Consider the following 25,885-nt stretch of genomic DNA (forward strand, 5'->3'; position numbering starts at 1 on the left):
TCAACCTCGTTCAGATACGGCAAGCCTCCTAATATGCAGAGCCGACGCCCTGACGACAAGGTCAGCAATGCATTTTCTTTGCATGAATAATCAAGACGCTGTTAATACCAGAGCATCACCACGCACAGGGCGGTCAAGGCACCCAGGCTGCCGTTGAGACGACGCCACCCCTTGTCCGAGTTGATCCAGCGACTGAGCTGATGGCCAAACATCACCCAGGCGAAGCAGACCGGGAACCCCGCCATGGGGAAGACACTCATGATGCCCCACATGCTCGGCCAGTAGTCGCTCCCCGGCAGGCTGAACAGACTGATGGCCGAGATCCCCATCATCCACGCCTTGGGATTGAGGAACTGGAAGCCCAATCCTTCAAGCAGGGTCAAGGGGCGGGCACGGCTGGCGGGATCTCCGGGGGCGCCTGCCACCGCGATGCGCCACGCCAGCCACAGCAGGTAGAGGCTGCCCAGCACCTGCAGGCTCAGCTTGAGCAGGGGCCAGCGCTCGAACAGCGGATAGAAGCCGAGCGCCAGCACCAGTTGCAGCACAGGCTGGCCCACCGCCACCCCGATGAGATGGGGCAGGGTGCGCCGCACGCCGAAGTTGGCGCCGGACGCCGTCAACATCAGGTTGTTCGGCCCGGGCGTGCCGCAGGTGAGCAGGGCGAAGCCAAACAGGGTGGCATACCATTCGATGGTCATGGGGAGACTCCTTTCTCGCCACATTGTACCGATACAATGTGTGCTTGTTGGTTGTACATAGGTTGATAATCACGCTATATTGCGGACAATCTTGGATCAATGGATTTATTGTCACCATGACAATCTGGACGCCCGACCTCACCCCTTTCGAGGGGCCCCTCTACCTCAAACTGGTCAAAGCCATCGAGCAGGCCATCGCCACCGGCACCCTCTCACCCGAGACCCGGCTGCCGACCCACAGGGCTCTGGCAGACAAGCTGGGGGTCACCGTGGGCACCGTCACCCGCGCCTACACCGAGGCGGAGCGACGGGGCCTGCTGGCGGCCCGGGTCGGGCACGGCACCTGGGTCAGGGGAGCGGCGGATCCCGCCAACGAATGGGTGATCCGCAATGAAGACAGCCAGCGCATCGAGCTGTGGCAGAACCTCCCGGTCCAGCTGGACAGGGGCGCCATCATCAGGCCCCTGCTCACCGAGCTGGCGCAGGGGGATCTCAACGGCCTGCTCGGTTATGACAAGGAGGCCGGACGCCCCGCACAACGCCAGCTGTTCGTCGACTGGCTCGCCGAGCAGGGCATCACGGCGAGCGAAGATCGCCTGCTATTCAGCCATGGGGCCCAGCACGGCATCATGCTGGCCCTGCTGGCCACCGGCTGCGTGGGAGAGACCCTGTTTTGCGAGGGCCTGAGCTACCCCGGCATGCTGGGCAATGCACGCCAGCTCAAGAATCAGGTGGTGGGACTGGCGATGGATGAGGAGGGACTGCTGCCAGAGGCGCTGGATGCCGCGTGCCGTACCCGCCGGGCCAAGCTGCTCTACCTCACCCCCACCCTGCAAAACCCCACCACGGCCACCATGAGCCTGGCGCGGCGCGACGCCATCGTCGCCATCGCCCGTCGCCACGATCTGCTGATCGTCGAGGATGACGTCAACGGCCTGCTGCCCGAAAGTGCGCTCCCTCCCCTGGTCAACCTGGCACCGGAGCGGGTCATCTACCTCGGCAGTCTCGCCAAGATCGCCTGCGGCGGCCTGCGGGTCGGCTTCGTGTTGTCCCCTCCCGCCCTTCGCAACGGCTTCGCCCAGGCGATGCGGCTGTCGAGCTGGATGGTGAGTCCGCTGCTCATCGAGCTGGCCTGCAAGCTGGTGAGCCAGCGCCAGATCATGCCGCTCATCGAACACCAGCGAAAAATCCTGGCGCGCCGGGGTGAGCTCCTGCACCACCTGTTGCCGGGAGCGCGCTGGCAGCCGGGGTCCATGCACGCCTGGCTGCCGCTGCCCGAGCCCTGGCGCAGCCAGGAGTTTGCGGAGGCCGCCAACGCCCTTGACGTGGGGGTCGCCAGCGGAGAACACTTCGCCGCCGGCCAGTTTGCCGCCCCGCAGGGAGTACGCCTCAGCCTGAGCCAGCCCGCCACCGACGCCCGCGTCGCCGAAGGGCTGGAGCGCCTCGCCGGGCTGCTGAGGGGCACGCCGCCCACCAATCCCCTGCTATAGTCATTGACCCTGGCACCCGAGGAACCTTCATGTCTGCCGTCCGTCCCGCCCTGCTGATCGCGACCCTGCTGCTGGGAGGCTGCGCCTCCCCGGCCCATCAACAGCTTGGCGCCGCCCTGAGCGGGCTGGAGGGGGAGCTGACGCGGCTGGAGGAGGAGTTGGCAGCCATGAACGGCCTTCACTATCAAAAAGCCATCGACGCCCCGGTGGCGCTGCGCCGCTATCTCAAGGCCCCCGCACCGACGGCGGAGGGACTGGTGCCCGTGCAAAGCCGGCTGCAAGATGGCCCCCTGCTGCGCTACGACTACCGGCTGCCCGCCGGAATGACACAGCTGCCCACCGACAACCCCTGCCTGCGCTACGAGTTCGAGCTGCGCCGCCTCGGGCGCCTGGGCCAGCTCGAGCTCGCCTGGCAGGGAGAGGCGGGAGCCGGGGAGCTGCGTGTCCCCCAGCGGGACTGCCCCTTCTCGGCCAGGGGGCCCGGCCTTCAGTGATGCTTTCTTTGCCCTGCCCAAGGATGGCACTGAGCCATTCCTGACCCAGGTGGGGTATTGACCCCCTCTGGCTCTCGCGGGAGAGTGGAGGCTAACTTTGAATCCAACCTCGCCACCCCCGACCGGCGAAGGAGCGTCAAAGATGCAGATCCTCCTCATCGAAGACGATGCCATGATGGGCTCGACCCTCACCCAGGGACTGAGTGATCTGGGGCTGCCCCCCACCGAGCTGTTCCACTGCAAAGAGATTGCAAGCCTGCCCGCCCTGCTGCGCCAGCACGCCTTTGATGCCATTCTTTGCCGCCAGTATCACCACCAGGCCCACGAGGGAGTCAGGCTGCTGCATGAAGCACACCACCTGGGCCTGCTCGCGCCCGGCTGCGTGCTCCTGCTGCTGGAGCAGGACGAGGACACCGGCCAGTTCCCCCCCTCCGACCTCTATTTCGCCCTGCGTCTGGCCGTGCCCTTCACCACGGAGCAGCTGGCGCACAGCCTGCAAGCGCTGCTGGCACTGACCACAGTGACCCGCCCCCTGGCCACCCCCATGGCGCTCAGGGAGTGGCGCAGCGCCTGCGCCCAGTGCGAGGATCTGCTTTACCGGCACGCCAGCCACAAGGGGCTGGAAGCACAGATGGACAGGGTAAAGGGCTACATGCTGCTGCAAGCCGGGGAACGGGTGCAGGCCGCCCAGCACTACGCCATCTGCACCACGGAGCACGATGCCTGGTGGCCACGCCAGGGACTGAACCAGGCTCTGCTCGGGCTGAACCGGGTGGAGAGCGCCCACAAGGATCTGGCCCGCAACCGGGAGCGACTGCCCCCCGTCATCCATCAGGCGCTGGTTCTCGCCTGCCAACTGCACGAGGCGCAGTGGGATCCGGCCTGGGAAACCTTGTCAGGCTTGCTGCAACGCTGCCCCTGGCAGCCGCAGTGGCGCCAGGTGGCCATTTTGCTGGCCTTGCTGCGAAGGGATGAAGGTCAGGTGCTGGCGCAGGCCAGCGATTTCATCCTGCGCTACTTCCCCAAACAGACGTTTCGCCACTCCGTCGAACGCTGCCTGCTGGATGCGACCCTGGCGGTGCTCTGGCATCCACCGGGAGAGGCCAGAGTTCATGGGCTGCAGCAGGCTCTGGAGGAGCTCGGCCAGCAGGCCGTGACCCTGCGAGCCCACGAGGAGGGGCTGCTGAGCGCCCTGATGCTGGGTCTGGATTATCGATTCGATGACGCCTTGATGCTGCTGGCCAAGCACCCGCCGGAGGCGGCGCGGGACAATCACCTCAATCAGTTGCTCGGGGTGGCCGTCAGCCAGTTCTGCGGGCTTCCCCACCATGCCCAGCGTTATCTGGCCCAGCTCGGCCAATATCAGGGGCCGGTGGCACAGACCCCGCTGCTGCAGGGGCTCATTTTGCAGGTGGTCGACGATCTGGCGCGGCAACTGGCGCAGCGGGAGCAGCAGCTGACCCAGCTGCGCGAGGAGCGGCAACGGGCCATGACCACGGGTCAGTTCCAGCTCGCCGTGCAGAGCGCACTGACCCTGCAGGAGCGATTCCCGGCCCAGGCGGGGGATGCCTGGCAACTGCTGGTATTGCTGACCCAGTGCTGGCCCGCCGGCATGGCGGCCCCGGCGGTGGCCCGCCTGGTGGACAGGCTGGAGCAGCGTCTCAACCACAGTGCCGCCTTCCTGGAGCACCATGGGAACGCCTATCGGGAGACCCTGCAACAGGTGAGATCCCACCTGGCCCCCAAACTGCCGCCCCTCGGTCCCCACCAGGGCCTATAGCCATCCAGGGCGGTGCATGCCGCCCTGGCAGGTGCGTTACAACAAGCCCCGCACCAGGATCCCCGCGATCAGCAGGGGGGCGACCAGCCGCCAGCACCAGAGCAGCGCACCACGCATCAGCGGCGAGAGATCCGCAGGCACAATACTGTCCCCCAGCTTCCAGCCAAGCAGCAGGGTCAGCACCAGACCGAACAGGGGCATCATCAGGTTGGAGGTGAGGTAATCCAGCAGATCGAACAGGGTCTTGCCAAACAGGGTGTAGTCCGCCCAGGGCCCGAACGACAGACTGACCGGAATGCCACAGGCCATGATGAGCAGGGTCAGTACCCGGCAGGCATTGCGGCGCGACCAGCCCCACTCCTCGGTGGTGAAGCGCACCAGGTGCTCCAGCATGGAGATGGAGGAGGAGAGCGCCGCCACCAGCAGCAGCAGGAAGAAGATCACCGCCAGCCCCTGACCGAACGGCAGGTGGTTGAACACCGCCGGCATGGTCATGAAGGTGAGGCCGGGGCCGGCGGCAGGATCGATGCCGGTGGAGGCCAGCACCGGGAAGATCATCAGCCCCGCCAGCACCGAGATGCAGCTCGCCAGGGTGACCACCCAGACCCCGGAGCGCAGCGCCCCGTCACTGCTCGGCAGGTAGGCGCCATAGGTGGTGTGTACCCCGAGACCAATGGAGAGGGAGAAGAACGCCAGCCCCAGGGCGTCGAGCACCCCCTGCCCCGTCAGGTGGGAAAAGTCGGGCATCAGGAACTGGCGTACCCCGGCCATAGCCCCCGGCATGGAGAGCCCGGTCACCACCAGGAGCAGCATCATCACGAACAGGGCCGGCATCATCCAGCGCAGCGCCCGCTCCACCCCCTGTTGCAGACCTCCCTGCACGAACCACCAGGTGAGCCCGGCGAAAACGAGATGGGTGAGGGCCGGCCAGAGGGGATCGCTCACATAACCGGTGAAGAGTGCGGTGAGGGTGCTCGCCTCACTCAGGTTGAGCTCGCCGCCCACGGCCAGGGCCGCATAGCCCACGGTCCAGCCCCCCACCACGCTGTAGAAGCTGTAGATGAAGAAGCCACACAGGATCCCCATGTAACCCATCCAGCGCCAGTTCGGCCCCACCAGCTTGTGGAAGGCGCCGAGCACGCCGCGCTGGCTGCGGCTGCCGAGCAGGGTCTCCCCCACCAGCACCGCGACCCCCAGGGTGAAGCTGAAGAGCAGGAACACCAGCAGGAAGGCACCGCCCCCGTTGGTGGCTGTCACATAGGGAAACTTCCAGATGGCGCCAAGGCCGATCGCCGAGCCGGCGGCCGCCAGCACATGACCAATACGGGAAGACCACTGAACCTGGCTCATACAACCTCCGGGCAAGACAACATCAGTTCGATACTCCATGGCTAGACGCGGTGTGCGCCGCAACAAAAAAGGCCGCCTGAGGGCGACCTTTGCAATGAACAGTCAGACAAACGATACCTGCAAGGTCACCTCTCCAGAAAGGGGCTAAATCGGCCACAGAGAGCGATAAGGGGTGACATGGGAGGGCAACGCCTGCACGGTAAAAAGGAGCCACAGCCTAAACCATGGCAAGAGAAGTTGACAGGAAATAGTCTAAAACAGAACCAAAAACAGATTTAATAAAAATAAAATGTCAAAACAACAGACTGTTGCTCTATTTATTTTTAATTTACAGATTTTTATAAAGAGTCAATCCTGCCACGCCACTCCCCAGCCAGCCCGGCCGGGGAGTGTCATAGATGACCAACCCTCCCTACATCAGGCCGCGCACCAGAATGCCACCAATGAGCAGGGGAGCCAGCCAGCGCCAGCAGCCCATCAGCAGGGCCCGCCAATGGGGAGCCAGCCCTTCGGGCAGCGCCTGGCGACCGAGCCGCCAGCCCAGCAGCAGCGTCAGGGCCAGCCCGAACAGGGGCATCATCAGGTTGGAGGTGATGAAGTCCAGCAACTCGAAGATGTTCTTGCCGAACAGGGTCAGGGTGGCCCAGGGACCGAACGACAGACTCACCGGGATGCCACCCGCCATCACCAGGGCAATGACCAGGTTGCACGCCGCGCGGCGGGACCAGCCCAGGCTCTCGCACAGGAAGCACTGCAGGTGCTCCAGCAGGGAGATGGAGGAGGAGAGCGCCGCCACCACCAGCAGGGAGAAGAACACCACCGCCAGCCCCTGGCCGAAGGGCAGTTGCTGGAACACCGCCGGCATGGTCATGAAGGTGAGGCCCGGGCCCGAGGCCGGGTCAATGCCGGTCGCCGCCAGTACCGGGAAGATCATCAGGCCCGCCAGCACGGCGATGACGCTCGCCAGCAGCACCACCCAGAGGCTGGAGCGACCGACCCCTTCGCTGGAAGGCAGGTAGGCGCCATAGGTGGTGTGGATGCCAAGGCCGATGGAGAGGGAGAAAAAGGCCAGCCCCATGGCGTCCAGCACACCCGACATGCCGAGCTTGCTGAAATCGGGCATCAGGAAGTGGCGCACCCCGGCCATGGCGCCCGGCAGGGTGAGGCCGAAGGCCACCAGCAGCAGGATCATGATGAAGAGGGCCGGCATCATCCAGCGCAGGGTGCGCTCCACCCCTTGTTGCACACCGCCCCGCACGAACCACCAGGTCAAGCCGGCAAACAGCAGGTGGGTCAGCACCGGCCAGAGCGGATCACCGACGTAGTCGTTGAAACGGGCGGTCAGTGCCGCGCCGTCCCCCTGTTGCAGCTCCCCCGCCAGGGCCATGCCCGTGTACCCCAGGGTCCAGCCGCCCACCACGCTGTAGAAGCAGAAGATGAGCAGGCTGCACAGCAAGCCCATGGCACCGACCCAGCGCCAGCGCCTGCCCATCAGTTCACCAAAGGCGCCCACCACCCCGCGCCGGGTCAGGCTGCCGATCAGGGTCTCCCCCATCAGCACCGCCACCCCCAGGGTGAAGCTGAACAGCAGAAAGACCAGCAGGAAGGCGCCGCCACCGTTGGCGGCGGTGACATAGGGGAACTTCCAGATGGCGCCGAGACCGACCGCGGAACCTGCGGCGGCCAGGATGTAACCGAGCCGGGATGACCATTGGGACTGCTTCATAAGAACTCCACGGGAAGGGCCTGCCAGCGAGGCCCGAAATGGCGCTCAGAGTACGCCCGCGGGCGCGCAATCACTCGGCGTATATCCGATATAAAACTCAGTTTTTAGCATCATTAACCAATAAAATTCGGATAACCCACCAATCGTGCCACAAAGTAAAAACCGGAGCGGGGATGCTCCGGTTTGTTGTCTGCCCGGGTCTGGCGGGATTAGATCACCCCCAGCTCCCGCAACCGCTCCATCAGATAGCTGTGGGCGGTGTGACGCTCCGAGAGCACCACATCCGGACGGGGGTGCAGGAAGAGCGGCAAGGAGATGCGGGACTTGGCGGCACTGCCCCCGGTCGGGTTGATGACCCTGTGGGTGGTGGAGGGGTAGTAGCCGCGGGAGGCCTCCTGCAGCATGTCACCGATGTTGATGATGAGGGTGCCGAAATCGCAGGGCACATCCATCCACTCCCCGTCTGAACCTTTCACCTGCAGGCCCGGCTCGTTGGAGGCGGGCAGAATGGTCAGCAGGTTGATGTCTTCATGGGCGGCGGCGCGGATGGCGCCCGGCTCCTCGGTGCCGTCGAAGGGCGGGTAGTGCAGCACCCGCAGCAGGGTCTTGTGGCTCTCTTCGATCATGGAGGAGAGCGGGCAGCTGTAGTGGGCGGCGATGTCCCCCGGGGTGTGTTGCTCCACCCAGCCCAGCAGCTCGGCGGCCAGATCGTTGGCGAGGCGGTAGTACTCCATCGCCTGCTCTTTCAGCTCTGCCGGCATCTGGCCCCAGGGATAGATGTGGAAGTACTCCTTGATGTCCTTCTGGCTGTGGCCCTTGGCCACCTCGGACACCGAGGGCGGGAAGTAGCCGTCCTGGGTCTCGCGATTGAACAGGAAATCCTGCTTCTGTTCGCTCATGAAGAAGCGATACCAGTTGTCATAGATGGACTGCACCAGCTCCTTCGGGATGGGGTGGTGAGTCAGCACTCCGAAGCCGGTGGTGCGCAGGGATTCGGTGAAGCGCTCGGCCGCATCGGGGGAGCGATAATCGACGGTCAGGACTTTCATTGTTTTTATGTTACATGCCAGTTAAAAGTAGGCGCAGTTTACCCTGCCTCCCCCGGCAAGAAAAGGCTGCCGGAAGCCCGTCTACAACGGCTTGAAAATACTGATAAAAACATCATGATACGGCCCCCTCGCCCGGTGCTTGTCCCGGACGGGCCTCCTCTTCTAGAATGCCCCACCCCCTTTGCTGTCGGAGCCCCCTCATGTCCCCCAAGATCCTGTTGTTGACCCTTCCCTTCCTGCTCGCCGGGTGCAGTTCCCTCTCGGAGGAGGAGTGCCGTGCCATGAGCTGGTACAACCAGGGCTATCAGGACGGGGAGCAGGGCAAGACCCGGAGCGCCACCCGCGACTATCAGAAGACCTGTGGGGAGTACGGCCTCAAGGTGGATGAGGCGGAGTGGCAGCGCGGCTACGCCAAGGGGCTGGAGCTCTATTGCATCCCCGAGCTTGCCTACAGCAAGGGACGAGAGGGGAGCGAATACCTGGGGGTCTGCCCCAACGACACCAGCTTCCTCACCCAGTTCGAGCGCGGCCGCAAGGAGTACCTGCTGGAGCAGCGCCTCGGCGAATTGCAGCAGGAGCTGGAGCGCACCGAGCGGAGCATCCACCAGCTGGATCAGCAGATCCGGGGCGAGAGCGACAGCCGCCAGCGCGACTACTATCGTGCCCAGCGCGAGCGCGCCATCCGTCACTACGAAGGGGTGTACCGGGACTACAACCGGCTGCGCTTCCCGGATCGGGTGATCCAGTTCTCCTTCGGGAGCTGACAAAAAGGGGCCGACATGGCCCCTTTCTGTTTATGCCGCAGACTGTTTTTCCCCTCAGGCGGGCAGGACCCAGCGCTGCAACGCCAGGGCGATGCCATCCTCGTTGTGATCCGCGGTGACCCGGTCTGCATGGGCCTGGATCTGGGGCGCCGCATTGCCCATGGCCACCGCCAGCCCCACCTGCTCGAACATGCTGATGTCGTTGTTGTTGTCGCCAAAGGCCACCAGGTTCTCCATGGCGATCCCCTCGCTCGCCGCCCATTGGGCCAGCCGGTTGCCCTTGCTGCAACCGGGCTGCACCAGCTCCACCGCATAGGGGGCCGCCCAGTCACGGGTGAAGGGCAGTCTCTCCACCACCTCCCCGACGAAACGGTGCAACCGGCCGGGGTCCTGGTTGAACAACTCCAGCTTCCAGATGGGGGACTGCAACCAGGATTTGATATCCTCGGCGGGCAGCAGGGAGACCTTGAGGTGATCCGGCTGGGTTGCCGACCAGCGCCGCATCCGGCCCACGTGCTCCTCGCAGCCCAGGTAGCCGATGCCGTCCCCCAGGTGGAACAGCGCCCCCATCTGCTGGGCTTGCACCTCCTCCAGCAGGGCAGTGAGGGGCGCCACGGCCAGGGGATCCCCGGCGAGGATCCTCTCCTGTACCGGATCATAGAGGTAGGCACCGTTGCTGCAGATGATGGGGGTGTCGAGGGCCAGCTCGTGGTGGAAGGGACGGGCCGTCATGAAGTGGCGACCCGTCACCAGCAGCACCTTGATGTCGTGGGCCCGGGCCTGGGCCAGGGCCGCCCGGGTAGCGGACGAGATCTTGTGATCCCGGTTCAGCAGGGTACCGTCCATGTCCAATGCAATGGCCTGATAACGACTCATATCACCTCCAGGAATGTCGAGACGGGTGCGGCGCCATCCCGTTGCCAGTGCCACGACTCATCTCACCGCCAGGAATGCGGACTGGGCATGGCAAGGTCCATGATGGGAGACGCGCTCACCGGGGGATCGGGAAAAGCGGTGCAAAGAGCCATACCGTCCCAGACTCGGCGCCGCGATGCAAGTCCGGCCCGCCACCCCGTCGCCGAACTGTGATCCCCGCGCCCTTCGTCAGCCCGCCTCGGCGCACCCGGCCACGGCGTTTCGCCTGTCCGCCCGTCTGCGCAATCCGTAGAAACCGAAGGCACAGATCACGCCGCAGAGGCCGGCCAGGTAGAAGGGCCACTCGGTCCCCGCCAGCAGCACCAGGCTGCCCAGCACCACCGCCAGGATCTCGCTGCCCACCGCCAGACCGCGGTAGAGCCCCATCGCCTGCCCCTGCTGGCTGGCATGGCTGCGGTTGGAGACCGCCACCGAGGTGGCCAGCTCCCCCAGACTCATGCCGATGCCGGCCGGGATGAAGGTGAGCGCGAGCCCCCACCACTGGGTCGGCAGGATGAACATCAGCATGCCCGCCGCCATCACCAGGTGGCCGACGATGCCAAGGGAGCTGCCGCGCCAGTGCCGTGCCAACTGCTCACCGATCCAGGAGCCCAGCATCATGGGCACGCTCACCAGCACGGCGGCCTGGGCCAGTTGCACCGGATCCCATGCCAGCCGCTCCACCAGCCAGACATTGAAGTAGGTGAAGTAGAGCTGTACCGCCCCATAGCTTGCCAGGGTCAGGGCAAAGTAGGGCAGGAGACGAGGTTGCAGCAGCAGTTGGCGGGTCGAGAGAGGAACCTCATCCCGGGTCGCCGGCACCGGGGGACGATTGGGCAGCAGCCAGAGCACCAGCAGCAGGTTGATCACCGTCATCCCCACCGCCAGCCAGGCCGCCAGGCTGTAATCCCCCGAGACCACGGCCGCATAGCCTCCGATCATGGGGCCCACCACCCAGCCCAGGTTCATGCCGATGTTGATGCGGGCGAAGTTGCGTGCCTTGGTCCTGGCCGTGCTCATGTCCGCCGCCATCGCCTGCACGATCGCGATGTCGCCGTTGAAGAAGCCCTCCACCACACGGCTCAGCAGCAAGAGCGGCAGGGAACGCCAGGCGATGCCGAGGGCCATCAGCACATACCCCGCCAGCACCCCCACCAGACAGAGTGTCAGCACCGGCTTGCGCCCATGGCGATCGGAGAGACGGCCAAGCAAGGGGGCCCCCAGCAGTTGAAATAGTGGATAGAGCCCCATGATGACGCCAAGCCACACCTTGCGGCTCCAGTCCGACGCCTGTGGCGTCAGCATGCCCTGGGCCGGATCCAGCAGCAGCGGCGCCAGGACGGGGGAAGGCAGGCTGAACCCCGCCACCGCCAGCGTCACCGTCATCACCAATACCCAGAGGGTCGCCTGTCCCTTGATCCCTTCCATCTTCGCCTCATTAAATAAAGTCATCGGTTTATTTATATTGTGAGGGGCCGTCCATTAAGTAAAGCAGATTGTTGATTTAAATCTCCCTGCTACCCATAATGACCTCATCCAGGCGGTCACCGCACCGATACCCACCACCGGAGCCCCCATGAACGCCAGTACCGACAAGATCCTCTATCTGCTGAAAACCCGCGGCCCCCAGAGCGCCGCCGAACTCGGCGACCAGTTGCAGATGACGTCCATGGGGGCGCGCCAGCACCTGATGGCCCTGGAGTCCGAGGGCTGGGTGGGGTTTAGCGACGAGGCCCGCGGCCGCGGTCGCCCGGTGCGCCTGTGGCACCTCACCGACCAGGCCTGGCAACGCTTCCCCGACACCCATGGCGATCTGACCCTGCAGCTGATCGACGACATCCGGCAGGTGTTTGGCGACGCGGGCATGGAGCAGCTCATCGCGCGGCGGGAGCAGCAGATGCAGGCACGCTATGAATCCAGGCTGACCCAGCCGGCGCTGGCAGACAGGCTGATGACGCTCAAGGCGCTGCGCACCCAGGAGGGGTATATGGCGGACATGTCGCAGGAGGAGGACGGCAGCTGGCTGTGGTGGGAGAGTCACTGCCCCATCTGCAGTGCAGCCAGGGCCTGTCGGGGCTTTTGCCGCAGCGAGCTGGCGCTGTTTCGCCGGTTGCTGGCGCCGGCCGAGGTGGAGCGGGAGCAGTATCTGCTAGAGGGGGACAGCCGCTGCCTCTATCGCATCCGGCCGCCCCGCCCCTGAGCGGGCGGAACGCAAAAACAACAAAGCAGGCGCCGGGATGCCTGCTTTGTTGCCTTCGGGGAGGGGGTGCTCTCGTTCCAGCCCGTTGTTTCCCGATAAGGTCGAACGGCTGATGGGGCTCTTGACCCGGTAAGGTCCTTCACCACAGGTGCCTGGTCGGGCGCCTGTCTTGCCACCGGAAGATGTAATCATGGTACTCCCCGCGATGCGGTGAGTGGTTGTGAAGTAGCAGGTATTTTCAGTTGTTTTTGCAATAGTTCACCCTTAATCTAGGAAAAGTGGATTAGTAATTGCGAAGAGGTACGGAGAATGCTGAAACTTGATCGTATAGACAGGCATATTCTGGAGCTGATGCAGGAAAATGGCCGCATCAGCAACCTGGAGCTGGCCGAGCTGGTCGGGCTCTCCCCCTCCCCCTGCTCGCGCCGGGTCAAGGCGCTGGAGGATGCCGGTCTCATCGATACCCATGTCACCCTGCTCAATGCCCGCCAGCTGGGGCTGACCCTCACCGCCTACATTCACATCTCCATGGATAGACACACTCCGGAGCGGTTCGAGAACTTCGATCGCGCCGTCAAGGATCTGCCCGAAGTGCTGGAGTGCGACCTCATCACCGGCAACGATGCGGATTACCAGCTCAAGGTGGTGGTGCGGGACATGGAGCACTACCAGCACTTCCTGCTGGACAAGCTGACCCACATCTCCGGCGTGACCGGGGTGCGTTCGAGCTTCGTGCTGCGCCGCATCAAGCACAAGACCGCCCTGCCCCTCAACCACCTGGGCTGACCCCTCCGCATCCGGGGAGCACCAAAAGCAAGAGGAGGCCAGGGCCTCCTCTTCTTGTCTCTGCTATCAAGGGCATTCGCGGTCAACACCGCCCCCGGGCGCCATCGCGCCGCCAGGTGGCGAACGCCTCGTCATGCCTCGACCTGGCTGACGTCCTGCACCTGCAGCAACCAGCCGTTCTGCTCCTGCAAGGGTTCGCCGCGCAGCCGCAGCCGCTCACCGGTCGACACCCACTGCCCTTTGGGCAGAGATATTTCCAGGCTCTCGCTGCCGTTGTCGAACACCCAGCGATCGGCGCCCAACGACTCCATCAAGTACCCTTCCATCTCCACTCTGGACTCGGCCTGCCAGGAGGGGGAGGCGGTATCACGGCTCTCGATGAAATCCCCCTGAACACCAAAACTGGCCAGCCCCCACAGAATGGAGAGCCCGACGATGGATGATTGCATCTCTCTCTCCTGTTGGTTCGCTACCTTGAGGACCAGTATGGGAAGAGAAAAATGAGTGCACCATGAACAAGGTGCCAAAGTGCTGGCAAGATCGCGAAAAAAACCGGCCCCATGGCCGGTCATGTCATTTTATGTCGTACAGGTCACACTACTTGGCCGCTTCTTCTGCCATCCGTGCAGCCCTTGGTTTATTTGTCCACATGGCCACCCCGCGGTGATCCGCACAGATCCCCTCGTCGGTGACCGCCCTCACCCGGACCCCGTCCTTGCAGATGGCTTGCCAGGCATCGGCATCGTCGATCTGCAGCTCGGAACGGGGATAGGAGGTATCGGCGCAGGCGCACAGCAGGATGGCAAACAGAGGCAGCAGGGATTGCATGGGTTTCATCGGGTCACTCCTGACGGGGAAAGGGATCAGCGTCCCAGCTGCGCCGCCACGCGATCGCAAAGCTGCTTGAGCTGGGCCAACTCAGCATCGGCCAGATCCACCTGATTGCGCAAGCTGTCCGCCAGACAGCACTCCCTGACCTCCTTCTGCAACTGGCGTCCCGCCTCGGTCAGGCTGATGCACTTTTGCCGCTCATCCTCGTGGGAGACGGTGCGGGTCAGCCACCCCTTGCTCTCCAGCCGCTTGACGATGGGGGTCAGGGTGCCCGCATCCAGCCCGGTCTCCTGCCCTATCTCCTTGAGGCTGACCTCGTCCCGGGCCCAGAGCGAGAGCATCACCAGGTACTGGGTATAGGTGAGATCCAGCTTGTCCAGCAGCGGCCGATAGGCACGCATCACCGCATTGGAGGCGCTGTAGAGGGCAAAACAGACCTGCTTTTTCAATTCGCTCATGGAGGACCTCGCTGACAACAAGGGGGGCAGTATACCCCATCAACTTCGGGGCTGAATAGTTTGCACACAAAACAGTTGCCAGCCCCCGCGTTCAGGACTACCCTGATTTTAGTTTGCACACAAACAAAAATACCAGGCCGCCGCCCGACGCGCGGCCCCACTGCCGGAGAATGCCCATGAATGCCATCAGCCATCAAATCCAACTGCTGCGTCGCCCCACCGGTCTCCCCACCCTGGAGGACTTCACCCTCCGGGACGTGCCCCTGCCCGCCCTGCAGGAGGGAGAGGTGCAGGTCGCCAACCAGTGGCTGTCGGTGGACCCCTACATGCGCGGCCGCATGAGCGAGGCAAAAAGCTACGTTCCCCCCTTCCCCCTCAACGGTCCCCTCGACGGCGGCGCCATCGGCACGGTACAGGCATCGCGCCATCCCGATTTCAAGGTGGGGGACAAGGTGAGCAGCATGCTGGGCTGGCGGGATGCCTTCGTGGCAAACGCCGCCCAGCTCACCCGCCTGCCCGACACCACCCTGCCGCCCCAGCGCTTCCTCGGCGCCCTCGGCATGCCGGGCATGACCGCCTGGGCGGGCCTGCACAAGGTGGCACACCTGAAGGCCGGTGAAACCCTGCTGGTCTCGGCGGCCTCCGGGGCGGTCGGCACCATGGCGGTCCAGCTCGCCAAGCAGGCGGGGGCCAGGGTCATCGGCTCCACCGGCTCGGCCGACAAGGTCGCCTACCTCAAGACCCTGGGAGCCGATGCGGTGATCAATTACCGGGAGACCCCGGATCTCGACGCCGAACTGGCCCGCCTCGCCCCCGAAGGCATCCACGTCTACTTCGAGAACGTGGGGGGCGCCATGCTGGATGCCGCCCTCAACCACCTGGTGGTGCACGGGCGCATCGTGCTGTGCGGCCTCATCGAGCAGTACAACAGCAACGGCCAGGCCAGCGGCCCGCGCAACCTCTCCCAGGTGATCCGCAAGCGCATCCTCATGCAGGGGTTGCTGGTCTCCGATCACTGGCAGCACTACGGGGCGTTCCTGGCCGAGGCCATGCCGGCCTTCGAGGCGGGCACCCTCCAGGCCGAGGAGACCGTCAGCGAGGGGCTGGCCAGCATGCCGCAAGCCTTTATCGGACTGTTCCAGGGCCGCAATACCGGCAAGATGCTGGTCAAACTGCCCTGATCCGGGGGCATTCCCCATCTATTTAACAGATAGAATGTCGCCAGACCCATCCGTTTAAGCGATGGAAAATCGGCATCCGATCGCCCTTGAACAGGCGGCTTGCACAACGGGCCCATCCCCCCTAAGGTGGGCCCGTTTTCCCTGGTGCACCCCGCCGTCTCAGCAAGGAGCCTCCCCTATGTCTACCCCCTATCCCCGCGTCGGTGTCGGCGTCATTCTCACCAATGGCCAGGGCCAGGTACTGCTTGGCAAGCGCAAGGGCAGCCATGCCCCCTACTGGTCCATCGCAGGTGGCCATCTGGAATTGGGGGAGACCTTCGAGTCGGCAGCCATCCGGGAGGTGGCGGAGGAGACCGGCTTCGTCATCTGCCAGCCTCGCGTCATCGCCGTCACCAACAACCTGGAGACCTGGCGAGAGAGCGGCCTGCACTACATCTCGGTCACCCTGCTGGCAGAGGTGAACGGGGAGCCGCAACTGCTGGAGCCGGAAAAGTGCGAGGGCTGGATCTGGTGCGACCCGCACACTCTGCCCGAGCCTCACTTCGATGCCAGTCGCCAGTCCATCGCCTGCTGGCTGGCGGGACAATGCTACCTGCCCCAGCCACAACCTGCCCCCTGACCCTCACCGGCAGGCTGCCGCGCGTCACCCCGGCACCTCTCGTCTGCTGGCGGAGGCGACCCGCCACCCCGCCAGCCCCTGTTGATGGCAGGCAGCGCGGGAGGGCGTACCGTCACCAAACCGTCACTTTTTTGTCATATTATCCGGGCCAGGATGATGACGAGGAGGGGAAGATGGGACAGGTGTTCATGCAGTTCTTGTGGCTGGGATGCATCAGTTTTGGCGGGCCGGCCGCCCATATCGGCTATTTTCAGCGCACCTTTGTCCAGCGGCTGGGCTGGCTGAACCAGGGGGAGTTCGCCCAGTTGCTGGCCCTGTGCCAACTGCTGCCGGGTCCGGCCTCCAGCCAGCTCGGCTTTGCCATCGGCCGCCACCGTGCCGGCATCGGCGGCGCCCTGGCCGCCTTCGTCGGCTTTACCCTCCCCTCCTTCCTGCTGTTGCTGGCGGCCGCCGTCGGTCTGGGTCAGCTTGCGGGCAACCTCTGGCTGGACGCCGCCCTGCACGGCCTCAAGCTGCTGGCGCTCGTCGTGGTGGCGGATGCCGTGCTCACCATGAGCCGCCAGTTCTGCAAGACGGCGCTGCAACAGGGGGTCATGGTGGCCACAGCCGCCGCCCTCTGGTGCGCCCCCGGTCTTCTGACCCAGGTCGCCATGCTGCTCGGCGCGGCCCTGCTCTGTGCCTTGCGCGAGCCGCCCCCGGGGAGTCAGGGCCTCGCGTCCACTCCGGCTCGCCAGCCTCACTGGCCGACCCTGCTGCTGTTCGCCCTGCTGTTCGTCGGCCTGCCCCTGGTGGCGAGCGGCCCCGTCAGCCAGTTGCTGGCCGACTTTTACCGGGTAGGCAGCCTGGTGTTTGGCGGTGGTCACGTGGTGCTGCCCCTGTTGCAGGAGAGCCTGGGTCACCACCTGAGCGAGCAGCAGTTCCTGACCGGCTACGGCCTGGCCCAGCTGGTACCCGGCCCCATGTTCACCCTGGCCACCTACCTGGGCGCCGTGCTGCTGCCCGCCACTCCCCTCATCGGAGCGCTGCTGGCGACCCTGGCGCTCTTCCTGCCGGGTTTCTTGCTGCTCTGGGCGCTGGGCCCCTGCTGGCAGCACTGGCTGGCCCGCCCCCGTCTGGCGGGGGCCGTGGCCGGTATCAACGCCGCCGTGGTGGGGCTGCTGCTGGCGGCCCTCTATCAGCCGGTGTGGCAGAGCGCCGTGCTCTCCCCCACCGATCTGGCGCTGGCCGCCGTCGGCTTCTACCTGCTGCGGGTGCCACGGCTCCCCGTTCTTCCCCTCGCCGCCCTGCTGACGGGGGCAGCCCTGCTGCTGGCCTGACGAACCCGCGACAAGTCAGGCAGCGCCCGCCGGGCTGTCGGTCATGGCTCTTCTCCCCGAGGGGAGGCAAAGAGAGCAAGATCCGTCAGGACAGCTCGGGCCCGTTGGCCGATAGTGGGCAGCACAGAGGAGAGACCATGGATCACAACCAGACAGAGGCCTACCGCCGACGCTTTCAAACGGTGACCGAGCACATCGAGCGCCATCTCGACGACGACCTGTCGCTGGAGCGGCTCAGCGCCGTGGCGCACTTTTCGCCCTTTCACTTTCATCGGCAATTTGCCGCTTACTGCGGCGTGCCGCTGGGGCGTTACATCCAGCTGCTGCGGCTGAAGCGGGCCTCTTACCGGTTGGCATTCGCGCCTCTGGACAAGGTGACTGATATCGCCCTCGATGCTGGCTTCCAGCATGGCGAATCTTTCAGTCGCGCCTTCAAGCAGACGTTCGGCCTGACGCCCAGCCAGTTCAGACATCACCCGGACTGGGCCAACTGGCATCGCTGCCTGCCACGGCCCCTCACAAAGAGGATTGACCCCATGCGAGTCGACATCATCCAGTTCCCGCAGACCGCCGTCGCCGCCCTGACCCATCAGGGCCTGCCCGAGCACATCAACGACACCGCGGCGCGCTTCATCCAGTGGCGCAGGGCCACGGGCGGCTCCCCGGTCGCCACCAGCCGGACCTATGGCCTGGCGCCGGACGACCCCGCCACGACGGAGGGTGTGGCGTTTCGCTTTACCCTCTGTGGCAGCGTAGAGGCCCCCGTCGCCGAGGACAATGAGTGGGGCGTGAAGAATGCCTTCATCCCGGCCGGGCGCTGCGCCGTGGTGCGCCACCACGGCTCCCACGACCTCCTGGCCGACTGTGCCCGGGCGCTCTACCGCGACTGGCTGCCCGCCAGCGGCGAAGAGCTGCGGGATTTTCCGCTCTTCTTCCACTACCACAACTTTGTACACGAGGTGCCCACCCATGAGCTGGTCACCGACATCTACCTGCCGCTGGCATAGCCCGGCACCTGACAGGGGGAGATAAAAAAGCGGCGCCNGCCTCCGAAGGGAGGCGCCGCTGGTCGTGTCGGGGATCAGGCGTCGGGCTCGAAATCCAGGCTCAGGCTGTTGACGCAGTAGCGCTGGCCGGTCTCGGTCGGCCCGTCGGGGAAGACGTGGCCGAGGTGGGAGCCGCACTGACTGCAGGTGATCTCCACCCGCTTCATGCCGTGGCTGTTGTCCTCGGTGTAGGTCACCGTCCCCTCGATGGCCCGGTCGAACGAGGGCCAGCCACAGCCCGCGTCAAACTTGGCTGCTGAGTGGAACAGCACCTGCTTGCAGCAGACGCAGTGGTAATCGCCGCTCTTGCGGTTGTGCAGCAGGGCACCGCTGTAGGGACGCTCGGTCCCTTTCTCCCAGCAGACGTGGAACTGCTCTGCACTCAGCTTGTCGCGCCACTGTTCAGGGTTGTTACTGCTCATTCCGGCTCCTCACCACTGATAACGGTGCCCAGCATACCCAGTCAGGGCGCCTGGCTCTACCCCGCCAGCGGGAACTGTGATCCCGTTGGCAACACGGCGACAACATCCGCTGCCACCACCCCTTCACTCGCCAGCACCGCCGCCGGCAGGGCGACCCGCTCCAGCAGCTTGAGGGAGTGGGCACGCCCCACCGCCACCTGCCGCTTGATGTCGTCCGGCAGGAAGGGCAGGCCGTCGTTGGTGGCGGTGTCGATGGTCTGGATCCACTCCATGCCCTCCCCCGGCGGCGGCAGGCGGAACTGGATGTCATAGTCGCTGGCGTTGAACAGCACGTACCAGCGCTCCCCGGTGCAGCCGATCATGCCGATGTCCATGGCAAACGCCTGCCCCATGGGGGCGTGCCAGTCCTGATCGGTGAGCTGATGGCCGTCCGGGTGATACCAGTTCACCTGGTGGCAGCTGGTCGCCTTGCCGTTCCAGCCGTCGTCGCTCAGTTGCAGGTTGGAGAAGACCCCGGACTCCGCCCGCAGCGCCATCATCTGGCGGGTGAAGGCAAGCAGCCGCTCGTCCTCCGGGCGCAGTTGCCAGTTCACCCAGCTTATCTGGTTGTCCTGACAGTAGGCGTTGTTGTTGCCGAGCTGGCTGCGGCCCATCTCGTCCCCGGCGAGGAAGTGGGGCGTCCCCTGTGACAGCAGCAGGGTGGCGATGAGGTTGCGCTTCTGCTGCTGGCGCAGGTTGTTGATGCGCGGGTCCAGGGTCGGCCCCTCCACCCCGTGGTTGCTGGAGAGGTTGTTGCCGTGGCCGTCCCGGTTGTCTTCGCCGTTGGCCTGGTTGTGGCGCTGGTTGTAGGAGACCAGATCCTCGAGGGTGAAGCCGTCGTGATAGCAGAGGTAGTTGACGCTGGTGTGGGGGGAGCGCCAGTTCTTCGGGAAGAGATCCCGCGAGCCCACCAGACGGGTGGCAAAATCCCCCATCTTGCCCGCATCCCCGCGCCAGAAGGCGCGCACCGTGTCGCGGTAACGATCGTTGATCTCCAGCCATTGGCTCGGAAACTGGCCGAGACGATAGCCGAAGGGGCCGATGTCCCAGGGTTCGGCGATGAGCCTGACCCGCGCCAGCACGGGATCCGCCATCATGGCCTTGAAGAAGGCGCTCATGGGATCGAACTCCCCCGCCTCCCGCGCCAGGGTGACCGCCAGATCGAAGCGAAAACCGTCCACCTGCATCTCGGTGACCCAGTAGCGCAGGGCATCGAGCACCAGTCGCAGGGTATTGGGGTGATCCAGATTGACGCTGTTGCCGCAGCCGGTGACGTTGGCGTGGCGATGGTAATCCGGACCGTGGGCCCCCGACTCGAAGGCGTAGTAGCCCGCGTTGTCAAACCCCTTGAGGGAGAGCATGGGGCCGTCGAAGCCCGACTCGGCGGTGTGATTGTAGACCACATCCAGGATCACCTCGAGTCCCGCCCGGTGCAGCTCGCGCACCATGGTCTTGAACTCGGTCACCGCATCCTTCGCCCCGTAGCGCGGTTCGGGCGCGAAGAAGGCGATGGGGTTGTAGCCCCAGTAGTTGGTGAGCCCCAGCTGCTCGAGCCTGGGCTCGGACATGAAGGCCGCCACCGGCATCAGCTGGACCGAGGTCACCCCCAGCCCCTGCAGATGCTCGATCATCAGCGGGTGGCTGATGCCAAGATAGGTGCCCTGCAGCGCCTTGGGGATGCCGGGGTGCTGGCGGGTGAACCCCTTGACGTGGGTCTCGTAGAGCACGACCCGCTCCGGCGGGATGTCGGGCTTGCCGACCCCCTGCCAGTCGAAGGCATCGTCCATCACCACCGACTTGCCCACCATGGCCGCGCTGTCCCCCTCGTAGAGGGCGTCGTCCCAGTGGGTGGCACGGCTGAGCGCCCTGGCATAGGGGTCTATCAGCAGCTTGTCCGGGTCGAACAGCAACCCATCCTGGGGAGAGCCATGCACCCGGTAGCCATAGCGCTGACCAGCCTTGACCCCGCGCACGTGGCCGAACCAGTACTGGCCGCGCCGACCGGGCAAGGGGAGACGCGCCAGCTCCTGCTCCTCTTCGTCGAACAGGCAGAGCTCCACCTTGTCCGATTGGGGAGCCCAGACACAGAAGTGGCAGCCCGTCTCGTCCAGACGAGCGCCAAGCGGGTGATCTACCCCGTTTTCCATTTCAAACATCAGGACTCCTGTTTGATGAACAAGGTCGCGAGCGGCGGCAAGTCCAGCACCAGGCTGTGTGCCATCCCCTGCCAGGGGGTCGCCTCGGCGACGAAGACCAGACCCACATCATAGTTGCTGCCCCAGTAATGCTCGCTGTCGGTGTTGAGCACCACCCGATAGCGACCGGCAGCCGGCACCCCGAGACGGTAACCGATGCGCGGCACCGGGGTGAAGTTGCAGGCCACCACCAGCGGATGGGCCCCCAGCTTGTCGGCCCGCAGCCAGGCGAAGATGCTGTTGTCCGCATCCTGGTGATCCAGCCAGCGGAAACCGGCCTGTTCATAATCCGCCTGATACAAGGCAGGTTCATGACGATAGAGGTGGTTGAGATCCCGGATCAGCCGCTGCTGGCCGCCGTGCCTGGGGTACTGCAACAGGTGCCAGGGCAGCTGGGCATCATGATTCCACTCGTTGCTCTGGGCGATCTCGGTGCCCATGAAGTTGAGCTTCTTGCCGGGGTGGGCATACATGAAGCCCATGTAGGCGCGCAGGTTGGCGGCCTGCTGCCACTCGTCCCCCGGCATCTTGTAGAGCAGGGAGTGCTTGCCGTGGACCACCTCATCGTGGGAGAGGGACAGAATGAAGTTCTCGTCATAGTGGTACACCATGGAGAAGGTCATGTCGTTGTGGTGGTAGCGACGGTGAATGGGCTCTTTTTGCATGTAGCTGAGGGTGTCGTGCATCCAGCCCATATTCCACTTGAAGCCAAACCCCAGGCCACCGAGGAAGGTGGGACGGGAGACCCCGGCAAAGGCGGTGGACTCCTCGGCGATGGTCATGGCGTGGGGGTACTTGCCGTACACCTCCTCGTTGGTCCACTTCAAGAGGCTGATCGCCTCGTAGTTGTGGTTGCCGCCATCGACGTTGGGCACCCACTCACCGGCGTTGCGGGAATAATCCAGATAGAGCATGGAGGCGACCGCATCCACCCGCAGGCCGTCGATGTGGAACTTGTCGAGCCAGAACAGGGCGCTGGCCACCAGGAACTGGCGCACGGTGTCGCGACCGAAGTCATAGATGTAGGAGTTCCAGTCCGGGTGCCAGCCACGGCGCGGATCTTCGTACTCGTAGAGCGGCGTGCCGTCGAAGCGGGCCAGGCCGTGGGCATCGGACGGGAAGTGGGCGGGCACCCAATCCAGAATCACGCCGATCCCCGCCTGGTGGCACTGATCCACGAAGTATTTGAAATCGTCGGCCGTGCCGTAGCGGCTGGTGGGGGAGAACATGCCCACCGGCTGGTAGCCCCAGGAGCCGCTGAAGGGATGCTCGGAGACTGGCAGCAGCTCGATGTGGGTGTACTCCATCTCCTTGATGTAATCCACCAGTTCCACCGCCAGCTCGCGCCAGCTCAGGCTGTCGCCGTTGGAGTGACGCTTCCAGGAACCCACGTGCAGCTCGTAGATGGAAAGGGGCTGCTCGCGCTTGTCATTGAGCTGACTCTCGCGCCAGTCGGCGTCCTGCCACTGGTACTGGCCGTGGTCATAGACCACGGAAGCGAACGAGGGGTACTGCTCGCAGTAGAAGCCCACCGGGTCGCTCTTGTGGGGCAGGCGATTGCCCGCCGGGTCCTTGAGTTCGAACTTGTAGCGATCCCCGGCCTTGAGCCCCGGCACGAACAGCACCCAGTGGCCGCACTGGCTGCGCTGCATGGGGTGACGGCGGCCATCCCAGAAGTTGAAATCCCCGATGAGGCTCACCGCCGTGGCGCTCGGCGCGTAGACGGCAAAGCGTACCCCTTCCACCTGCTGGCCGAGGTGCGTCACGGTGCGCAACTGGGCGCCGAGGGTGTGGTAGAGGTTTTCCGGTTGCCAGGTGAGTTCGGCCAACCCTTCCCAGGCGGCAGCCTGGAACTGATAGGGATCGATGATGTCGGCACTGGCGTCGGCGTAGGTCGCGATGAGCTGGTAGGGGAAGGGATTCTTGCGGCGGGTGAAAACAGTTTCAAAGAGGCCCGCTTCGTCAGCGGCGGTCAGGGTGGCAACTATCTTGCCTGACTTGAGATCCCTGACCCGGACCTCGAGTGCATCGGGCAACCAGGCGGTGAGTTTCAGGCCTGGCCCATCCGGATTGGCCAGCAGGCCTAGATGGGAGAAGGGATCGGCACAGCGGGCGGCAACCAAACGTTCAACGGGCATCGACATTTCCTTTGATGGCTGAACATCCGCTTCGGCCGAAGCCGAAGCGGATGAAAGTGAGTCACATGTTGGCGTTCAAGGCTCAACGGCTGGCCTCGTCACGGGCCCGGCTCATCTTGCCCGCCAGATTCTTGAGCGCCTCGTCGGCGAAGATATCCTCCAGATCCCGGGAGAGCTTGCGACGCCAGTTGGGGTACTCGTAGCTGGTACCCGGCACGTTGACCGGCTTGTCCATCTCCAGCCAGTCTTCGAGCTGGGTGCTGAACAGGGCACAGCTGCCGCGGGACATGTGCAGTTGCAGACCGTGGTTGAGCTCGGTGTTCATGCCGACCCAGTTCACGTCGTGACTGATATTGCCAGAGATGACCCCATGAGCATGCAGGCTGTCAAGGATCCGCTGCTTGGCCTGGTGGCGATCAGCATACAGGGTCTTGAGTACGTCTTCATCCGGGTACAGGCCCAGTTCGCGTCCCAGCGCCAGATCGTCGCAGTGCCAGAAGCCCTTGAGGGTCGGCATGTCGTGGGTGGTCAGGGCGGACATCGCCTGCTCGGCGTAGTGCGTCGGGGAGATGAAGCCGCCATCGTCCTTGGAACGCTCGAAGAAGAACACCTTGTAGGAGTGGACGCCGTTCTCCTTGAGGGTCACGTCGATCCCCTCCGGCACGGTCCCCAGATCCTCGCCGATCAGCAAGCACTGGTTGCGATGAGACTCGAGGGCCAGGATCCCCAGCAGATCGTTCACCGGATAATAGATGTAGGCCCCCTTGGCGGCGGACTCTCCGGGCGGCACCCACCACAGGCGCAGCAAGGCCATCACGTGGTCGATGCGCAGGGCGCCGCAGGAGCGCATGTTGGCACGGAACAGATCCACCATGGGCTGGTAGGCGGCCTCGAACAGCTGGTTCGGGTTCATGGGGGGCAGGCCCCAGTTCTGGCCGAGGGGGCCGAGGATGTCGGGCGGTGCACCGACCGAGGCTTTCGGGCAGTAGAGATCCCGGTTTGCCCAAATCTCGGTGGAACCTTCGGAGACGCCGACCGCCAGATCCCGGTAGATCCCCATCACCATGCCGGCGGCCTTGGCGCGGGCATCGGCCCGGGCCAGCTGCTCGTCAGCCAGGAACTGCAGATAGAGATAGAAGGCCACATCCTGCTGGTGCTCGGCCATCCAGGCCGCCACTTCGGGGTTGTGGTAATCGCGCAGCGCCTCGGGCCAGACCGGCCAGCCCCAGGCATTCTCGCCCTTGGCATAGAAGTGGGCCTGCAGGGCGTCAAACGCTGCCTGCTGTTGCAGGCTGTCACCGCCGGCAGCCACGAAGGCATCGAACGCAGCCTGACGCTCGGCGCTGAAGCTGGCCTGGTCGAACACCTGACGCAGCATCCCGATCTTGGTCTGGATGACACCGGTGTAATCCACATTGTCCTTGACCCGCAGGGAGGTGAGGTGCTGCTGGAAGGCCGGGCTCGCCACTTCCGCTTTCAGGCGATCGTTGCCCAGGAATTCGGGTACCGCTTCCACATCGATATAGGCGACGTTGAGCCAGCGACGGGAAGAGGGGCTGTAGGGGCTGGCACTCTCCGGGTTCGCCGGATAGAGGGCATGAATGGGGTTGAGACCGACGAAGTGGGCTCCCCAGGCGGCGGCATTCTCAACCAGCTGGCCGAGATCGCTGAAATCGCCGATGCCCCAGTTGTGGCGGCTGCGCAGGCAGTAGAGCTGGACGCTCGGGCCCCACACCTTGCGACCATTGGCGATGGGCGCCTGCTTGTAGCAGGACTTGGGGGCGACGATGAGACGCATGGTGGCCAGCGGCTCGTCATTGCCCTCTTCCAGCAGGATGAGCTGGTGATAACCCAGCGCAGGCTGCACATCCAGGGTGACGCGATAGGCCTGACACTCCATCTCCTCGAACTCGGCCACCCCGACCAGCTCACCCTCGATGGGGGTGAGTTGACCGGACAGCACTGCACCCTGCTCCTGCTGGAGCTGCCAGGTGAGGGCATCGTTGACGAATTCGATGGGGAGGCGAACCTCAAGAGTAACGGCGTCGCCGCTGCGTACCACCATCACGGGATCCAGCGCGCGCAGCCAGTGCTGGCGGTGCTCCTGCTCAAGCTGTTCGGACAGGGCGGCCTCGTCGTCGACGCGGTAGCCCATGGCGCCCAGCATGGCGGCCTTGCTCTCTTCCGATACCAGGGCCGGCTGGCCCCAGGCATCAACATACTCACTGGCAATGCCTTTGGCGGCAGCCAGCTGTTCAATCAGGGTGGTCATAGTTTGAGAATTCCCGCTGTGGATTCTGTCTACGCTATTTTGTGATTAATTTTTATGGTTGGTACTTGAACAGTGGCTCTTTGGCCATGCTAAACCGCGCACATTTTTACATATCT

At 64.6% G+C, this 25,885-nt stretch carries 23 protein-coding genes; 10 read left to right on the forward strand and 13 right to left on the reverse strand.

Annotation, left to right across the window (positions count from 1 at the left end):
* Positions 1-101 precede the first annotated feature (101 nt).
* Positions 102-698 carry a LysE family translocator gene (locus AB5Y53_RS06245; protein WP_039039402.1) on the reverse strand — a complete coding sequence of 199 codons (597 nt, stop codon included), beginning with the start codon at positions 696-698 and terminating at the stop codon, positions 102-104.
* Between the two features lie 116 nt (positions 699-814).
* Here AB5Y53_RS06245 and AB5Y53_RS06250 point away from each other — a divergent pair, with 116 nt between their 5' ends.
* From AB5Y53_RS06250 to AB5Y53_RS06260, 3 genes are all read left to right on the forward strand, one after another.
* Entirely contained in the window at positions 815-2,188 is a 1,374-nt protein-coding gene (locus tag AB5Y53_RS06250) for a PLP-dependent aminotransferase family protein (protein ID WP_368181359.1), read from the forward strand.
* Between the two features lie 29 nt (positions 2,189-2,217).
* Positions 2,218-2,682 carry a hypothetical protein gene (locus AB5Y53_RS06255; protein ID WP_113069655.1) on the forward strand — a complete coding sequence of 155 codons (465 nt, stop codon included), beginning with the start codon at positions 2,218-2,220 and terminating at the stop codon, positions 2,680-2,682.
* Positions 2,683-2,824: 142 nt separating this feature from the next.
* Positions 2,825-4,462, forward strand: a complete 1,638-nt coding sequence (locus tag AB5Y53_RS06260; protein WP_368181360.1) for a hypothetical protein — start codon at positions 2,825-2,827, stop codon at positions 4,460-4,462.
* Between the two features lie 36 nt (positions 4,463-4,498).
* Here the strand turns inward: AB5Y53_RS06260 and AB5Y53_RS06265 are convergent, their stop codons facing one another.
* From AB5Y53_RS06265 to AB5Y53_RS06275, 3 genes are all read right to left on the reverse strand, one after another.
* Entirely contained in the window at positions 4,499-5,812 is a 1,314-nt protein-coding gene (locus AB5Y53_RS06265; protein WP_041211033.1) for a sodium-dependent transporter, read from the reverse strand.
* A gap of 412 nt (positions 5,813-6,224) precedes the next feature.
* A complete protein-coding gene (locus AB5Y53_RS06270; protein ID WP_151028213.1) occupies positions 6,225-7,538 on the reverse strand; it encodes a sodium-dependent transporter in 1,314 nt (437 codons plus the stop codon).
* Between the two features lie 209 nt (positions 7,539-7,747).
* Complete coding sequence (locus AB5Y53_RS06275) at positions 7,748-8,587, reverse strand: isopenicillin N synthase family oxygenase (RefSeq protein WP_010672899.1); 840 nt, start codon at positions 8,585-8,587, stop codon at positions 7,748-7,750.
* A 200-nt stretch (positions 8,588-8,787) separates the two neighbouring features.
* On the opposite strand from AB5Y53_RS06275, the gene AB5Y53_RS06280 reads away from it, so the two are divergent.
* Positions 8,788-9,351 (forward strand): DUF2799 domain-containing protein, encoded by a 564-nt coding sequence (locus AB5Y53_RS06280; protein WP_010672898.1) that lies wholly within the window; start codon positions 8,788-8,790, stop codon positions 9,349-9,351.
* A 54-nt stretch (positions 9,352-9,405) separates the two neighbouring features.
* Here AB5Y53_RS06280 and AB5Y53_RS06285 read toward each other — a convergent pair whose 3' ends face one another.
* Both AB5Y53_RS06285 and AB5Y53_RS06290 read right to left on the reverse strand, forming a co-directional pair.
* Positions 9,406-10,227 carry a Cof-type HAD-IIB family hydrolase gene (locus AB5Y53_RS06285; RefSeq protein ID WP_368181362.1) on the reverse strand — a complete coding sequence of 274 codons (822 nt, stop codon included), beginning with the start codon at positions 10,225-10,227 and terminating at the stop codon, positions 9,406-9,408.
* A 228-nt stretch (positions 10,228-10,455) separates the two neighbouring features.
* Entirely contained in the window at positions 10,456-11,694 is a 1,239-nt protein-coding gene (locus AB5Y53_RS06290; RefSeq protein WP_139736427.1) for an MFS transporter, read from the reverse strand.
* Positions 11,695-11,842: 148 nt separating this feature from the next.
* Here AB5Y53_RS06290 and AB5Y53_RS06295 point away from each other — a divergent pair, with 148 nt between their 5' ends.
* The gene (locus AB5Y53_RS06295) at positions 11,843-12,466 is read left to right on the forward strand and encodes a metalloregulator ArsR/SmtB family transcription factor (protein ID WP_010672895.1); all 624 of its coding nucleotides are present in this window, start codon (positions 11,843-11,845) and stop codon (positions 12,464-12,466) included.
* A 309-nt stretch (positions 12,467-12,775) separates the two neighbouring features.
* Positions 12,776-13,252 (forward strand): Lrp/AsnC family transcriptional regulator, encoded by a 477-nt coding sequence (locus tag AB5Y53_RS06300; RefSeq protein WP_010672894.1) that lies wholly within the window; start codon positions 12,776-12,778, stop codon positions 13,250-13,252.
* 131 nt (positions 13,253-13,383) lie between these two features.
* Here AB5Y53_RS06300 and AB5Y53_RS06305 read toward each other — a convergent pair whose 3' ends face one another.
* The 3 genes from AB5Y53_RS06305 to AB5Y53_RS06315 all read right to left on the reverse strand — a co-directional run bounded on the left by AB5Y53_RS06305 (position 13,384) and on the right by AB5Y53_RS06315 (position 14,541).
* A complete protein-coding gene (locus tag AB5Y53_RS06305) occupies positions 13,384-13,701 on the reverse strand; it encodes a hypothetical protein (protein ID WP_010672893.1) in 318 nt (105 codons plus the stop codon).
* Between the two features lie 148 nt (positions 13,702-13,849).
* The gene (locus AB5Y53_RS06310; RefSeq protein ID WP_029313696.1) at positions 13,850-14,080 is read right to left on the reverse strand and encodes a hypothetical protein; all 231 of its coding nucleotides are present in this window, start codon (positions 14,078-14,080) and stop codon (positions 13,850-13,852) included.
* 35 nt (positions 14,081-14,115) lie between these two features.
* Positions 14,116-14,541 carry a MarR family transcriptional regulator gene (locus AB5Y53_RS06315; protein ID WP_323955576.1) on the reverse strand — a complete coding sequence of 142 codons (426 nt, stop codon included), beginning with the start codon at positions 14,539-14,541 and terminating at the stop codon, positions 14,116-14,118.
* A gap of 176 nt (positions 14,542-14,717) precedes the next feature.
* Here AB5Y53_RS06315 and AB5Y53_RS06320 point away from each other — a divergent pair, with 176 nt between their 5' ends.
* The 4 genes from AB5Y53_RS06320 (at position 14,718) to AB5Y53_RS06335 (ending at position 18,664) form a co-directional block, all read left to right on the forward strand.
* Entirely contained in the window at positions 14,718-15,722 is a 1,005-nt protein-coding gene (locus AB5Y53_RS06320; protein WP_368181364.1) for an NADP-dependent oxidoreductase, read from the forward strand.
* A 178-nt stretch (positions 15,723-15,900) separates the two neighbouring features.
* Positions 15,901-16,341 (forward strand): NUDIX hydrolase, encoded by a 441-nt coding sequence (locus tag AB5Y53_RS06325; protein ID WP_368181365.1) that lies wholly within the window; start codon positions 15,901-15,903, stop codon positions 16,339-16,341.
* Positions 16,342-16,514: 173 nt separating this feature from the next.
* Positions 16,515-17,657, forward strand: coding sequence for a chromate efflux transporter (chrA, locus tag AB5Y53_RS06330; RefSeq protein WP_368181366.1), 1,143 nt, complete (start codon positions 16,515-16,517; stop codon positions 17,655-17,657).
* A 137-nt stretch (positions 17,658-17,794) separates the two neighbouring features.
* The gene (locus AB5Y53_RS06335) at positions 17,795-18,664 is read left to right on the forward strand and encodes a GyrI-like domain-containing protein (protein ID WP_368181367.1); all 870 of its coding nucleotides are present in this window, start codon (positions 17,795-17,797) and stop codon (positions 18,662-18,664) included.
* A 74-nt stretch (positions 18,665-18,738) separates the two neighbouring features.
* Here the strand turns inward: AB5Y53_RS06335 and msrB are convergent, their stop codons facing one another.
* The 4 genes from msrB to malQ all read right to left on the reverse strand — a co-directional run bounded on the left by msrB (position 18,739) and on the right by malQ (position 25,769).
* Complete coding sequence (msrB, locus tag AB5Y53_RS06340; RefSeq protein ID WP_041211021.1) at positions 18,739-19,125, reverse strand: peptide-methionine (R)-S-oxide reductase MsrB; 387 nt, start codon at positions 19,123-19,125, stop codon at positions 18,739-18,741.
* A 56-nt stretch (positions 19,126-19,181) separates the two neighbouring features.
* Entirely contained in the window at positions 19,182-21,320 is a 2,139-nt protein-coding gene (glgX, locus tag AB5Y53_RS06345; protein ID WP_368181368.1) for a glycogen debranching protein GlgX, read from the reverse strand.
* The gene (gene glgB / locus AB5Y53_RS06350) at positions 21,320-23,497 is read right to left on the reverse strand and encodes a 1,4-alpha-glucan branching protein GlgB (protein WP_069652455.1); all 2,178 of its coding nucleotides are present in this window, start codon (positions 23,495-23,497) and stop codon (positions 21,320-21,322) included. The genes glgX and glgB overlap by 1 nt, the downstream gene beginning before the upstream one ends.
* An 82-nt stretch (positions 23,498-23,579) precedes the next feature.
* Entirely contained in the window at positions 23,580-25,769 is a 2,190-nt protein-coding gene (gene malQ / locus AB5Y53_RS06355; RefSeq protein ID WP_268453733.1) for a 4-alpha-glucanotransferase, read from the reverse strand.
* Positions 25,770-25,885 lie beyond the last annotated feature (116 nt).

Origin of the sequence: Aeromonas sp. R7-5 (assembly GCF_040908015.1) — a bacterium.
Taxonomy (GTDB): Bacteria; Pseudomonadota; Gammaproteobacteria; order Enterobacterales; family Aeromonadaceae; genus Aeromonas; species Aeromonas caviae.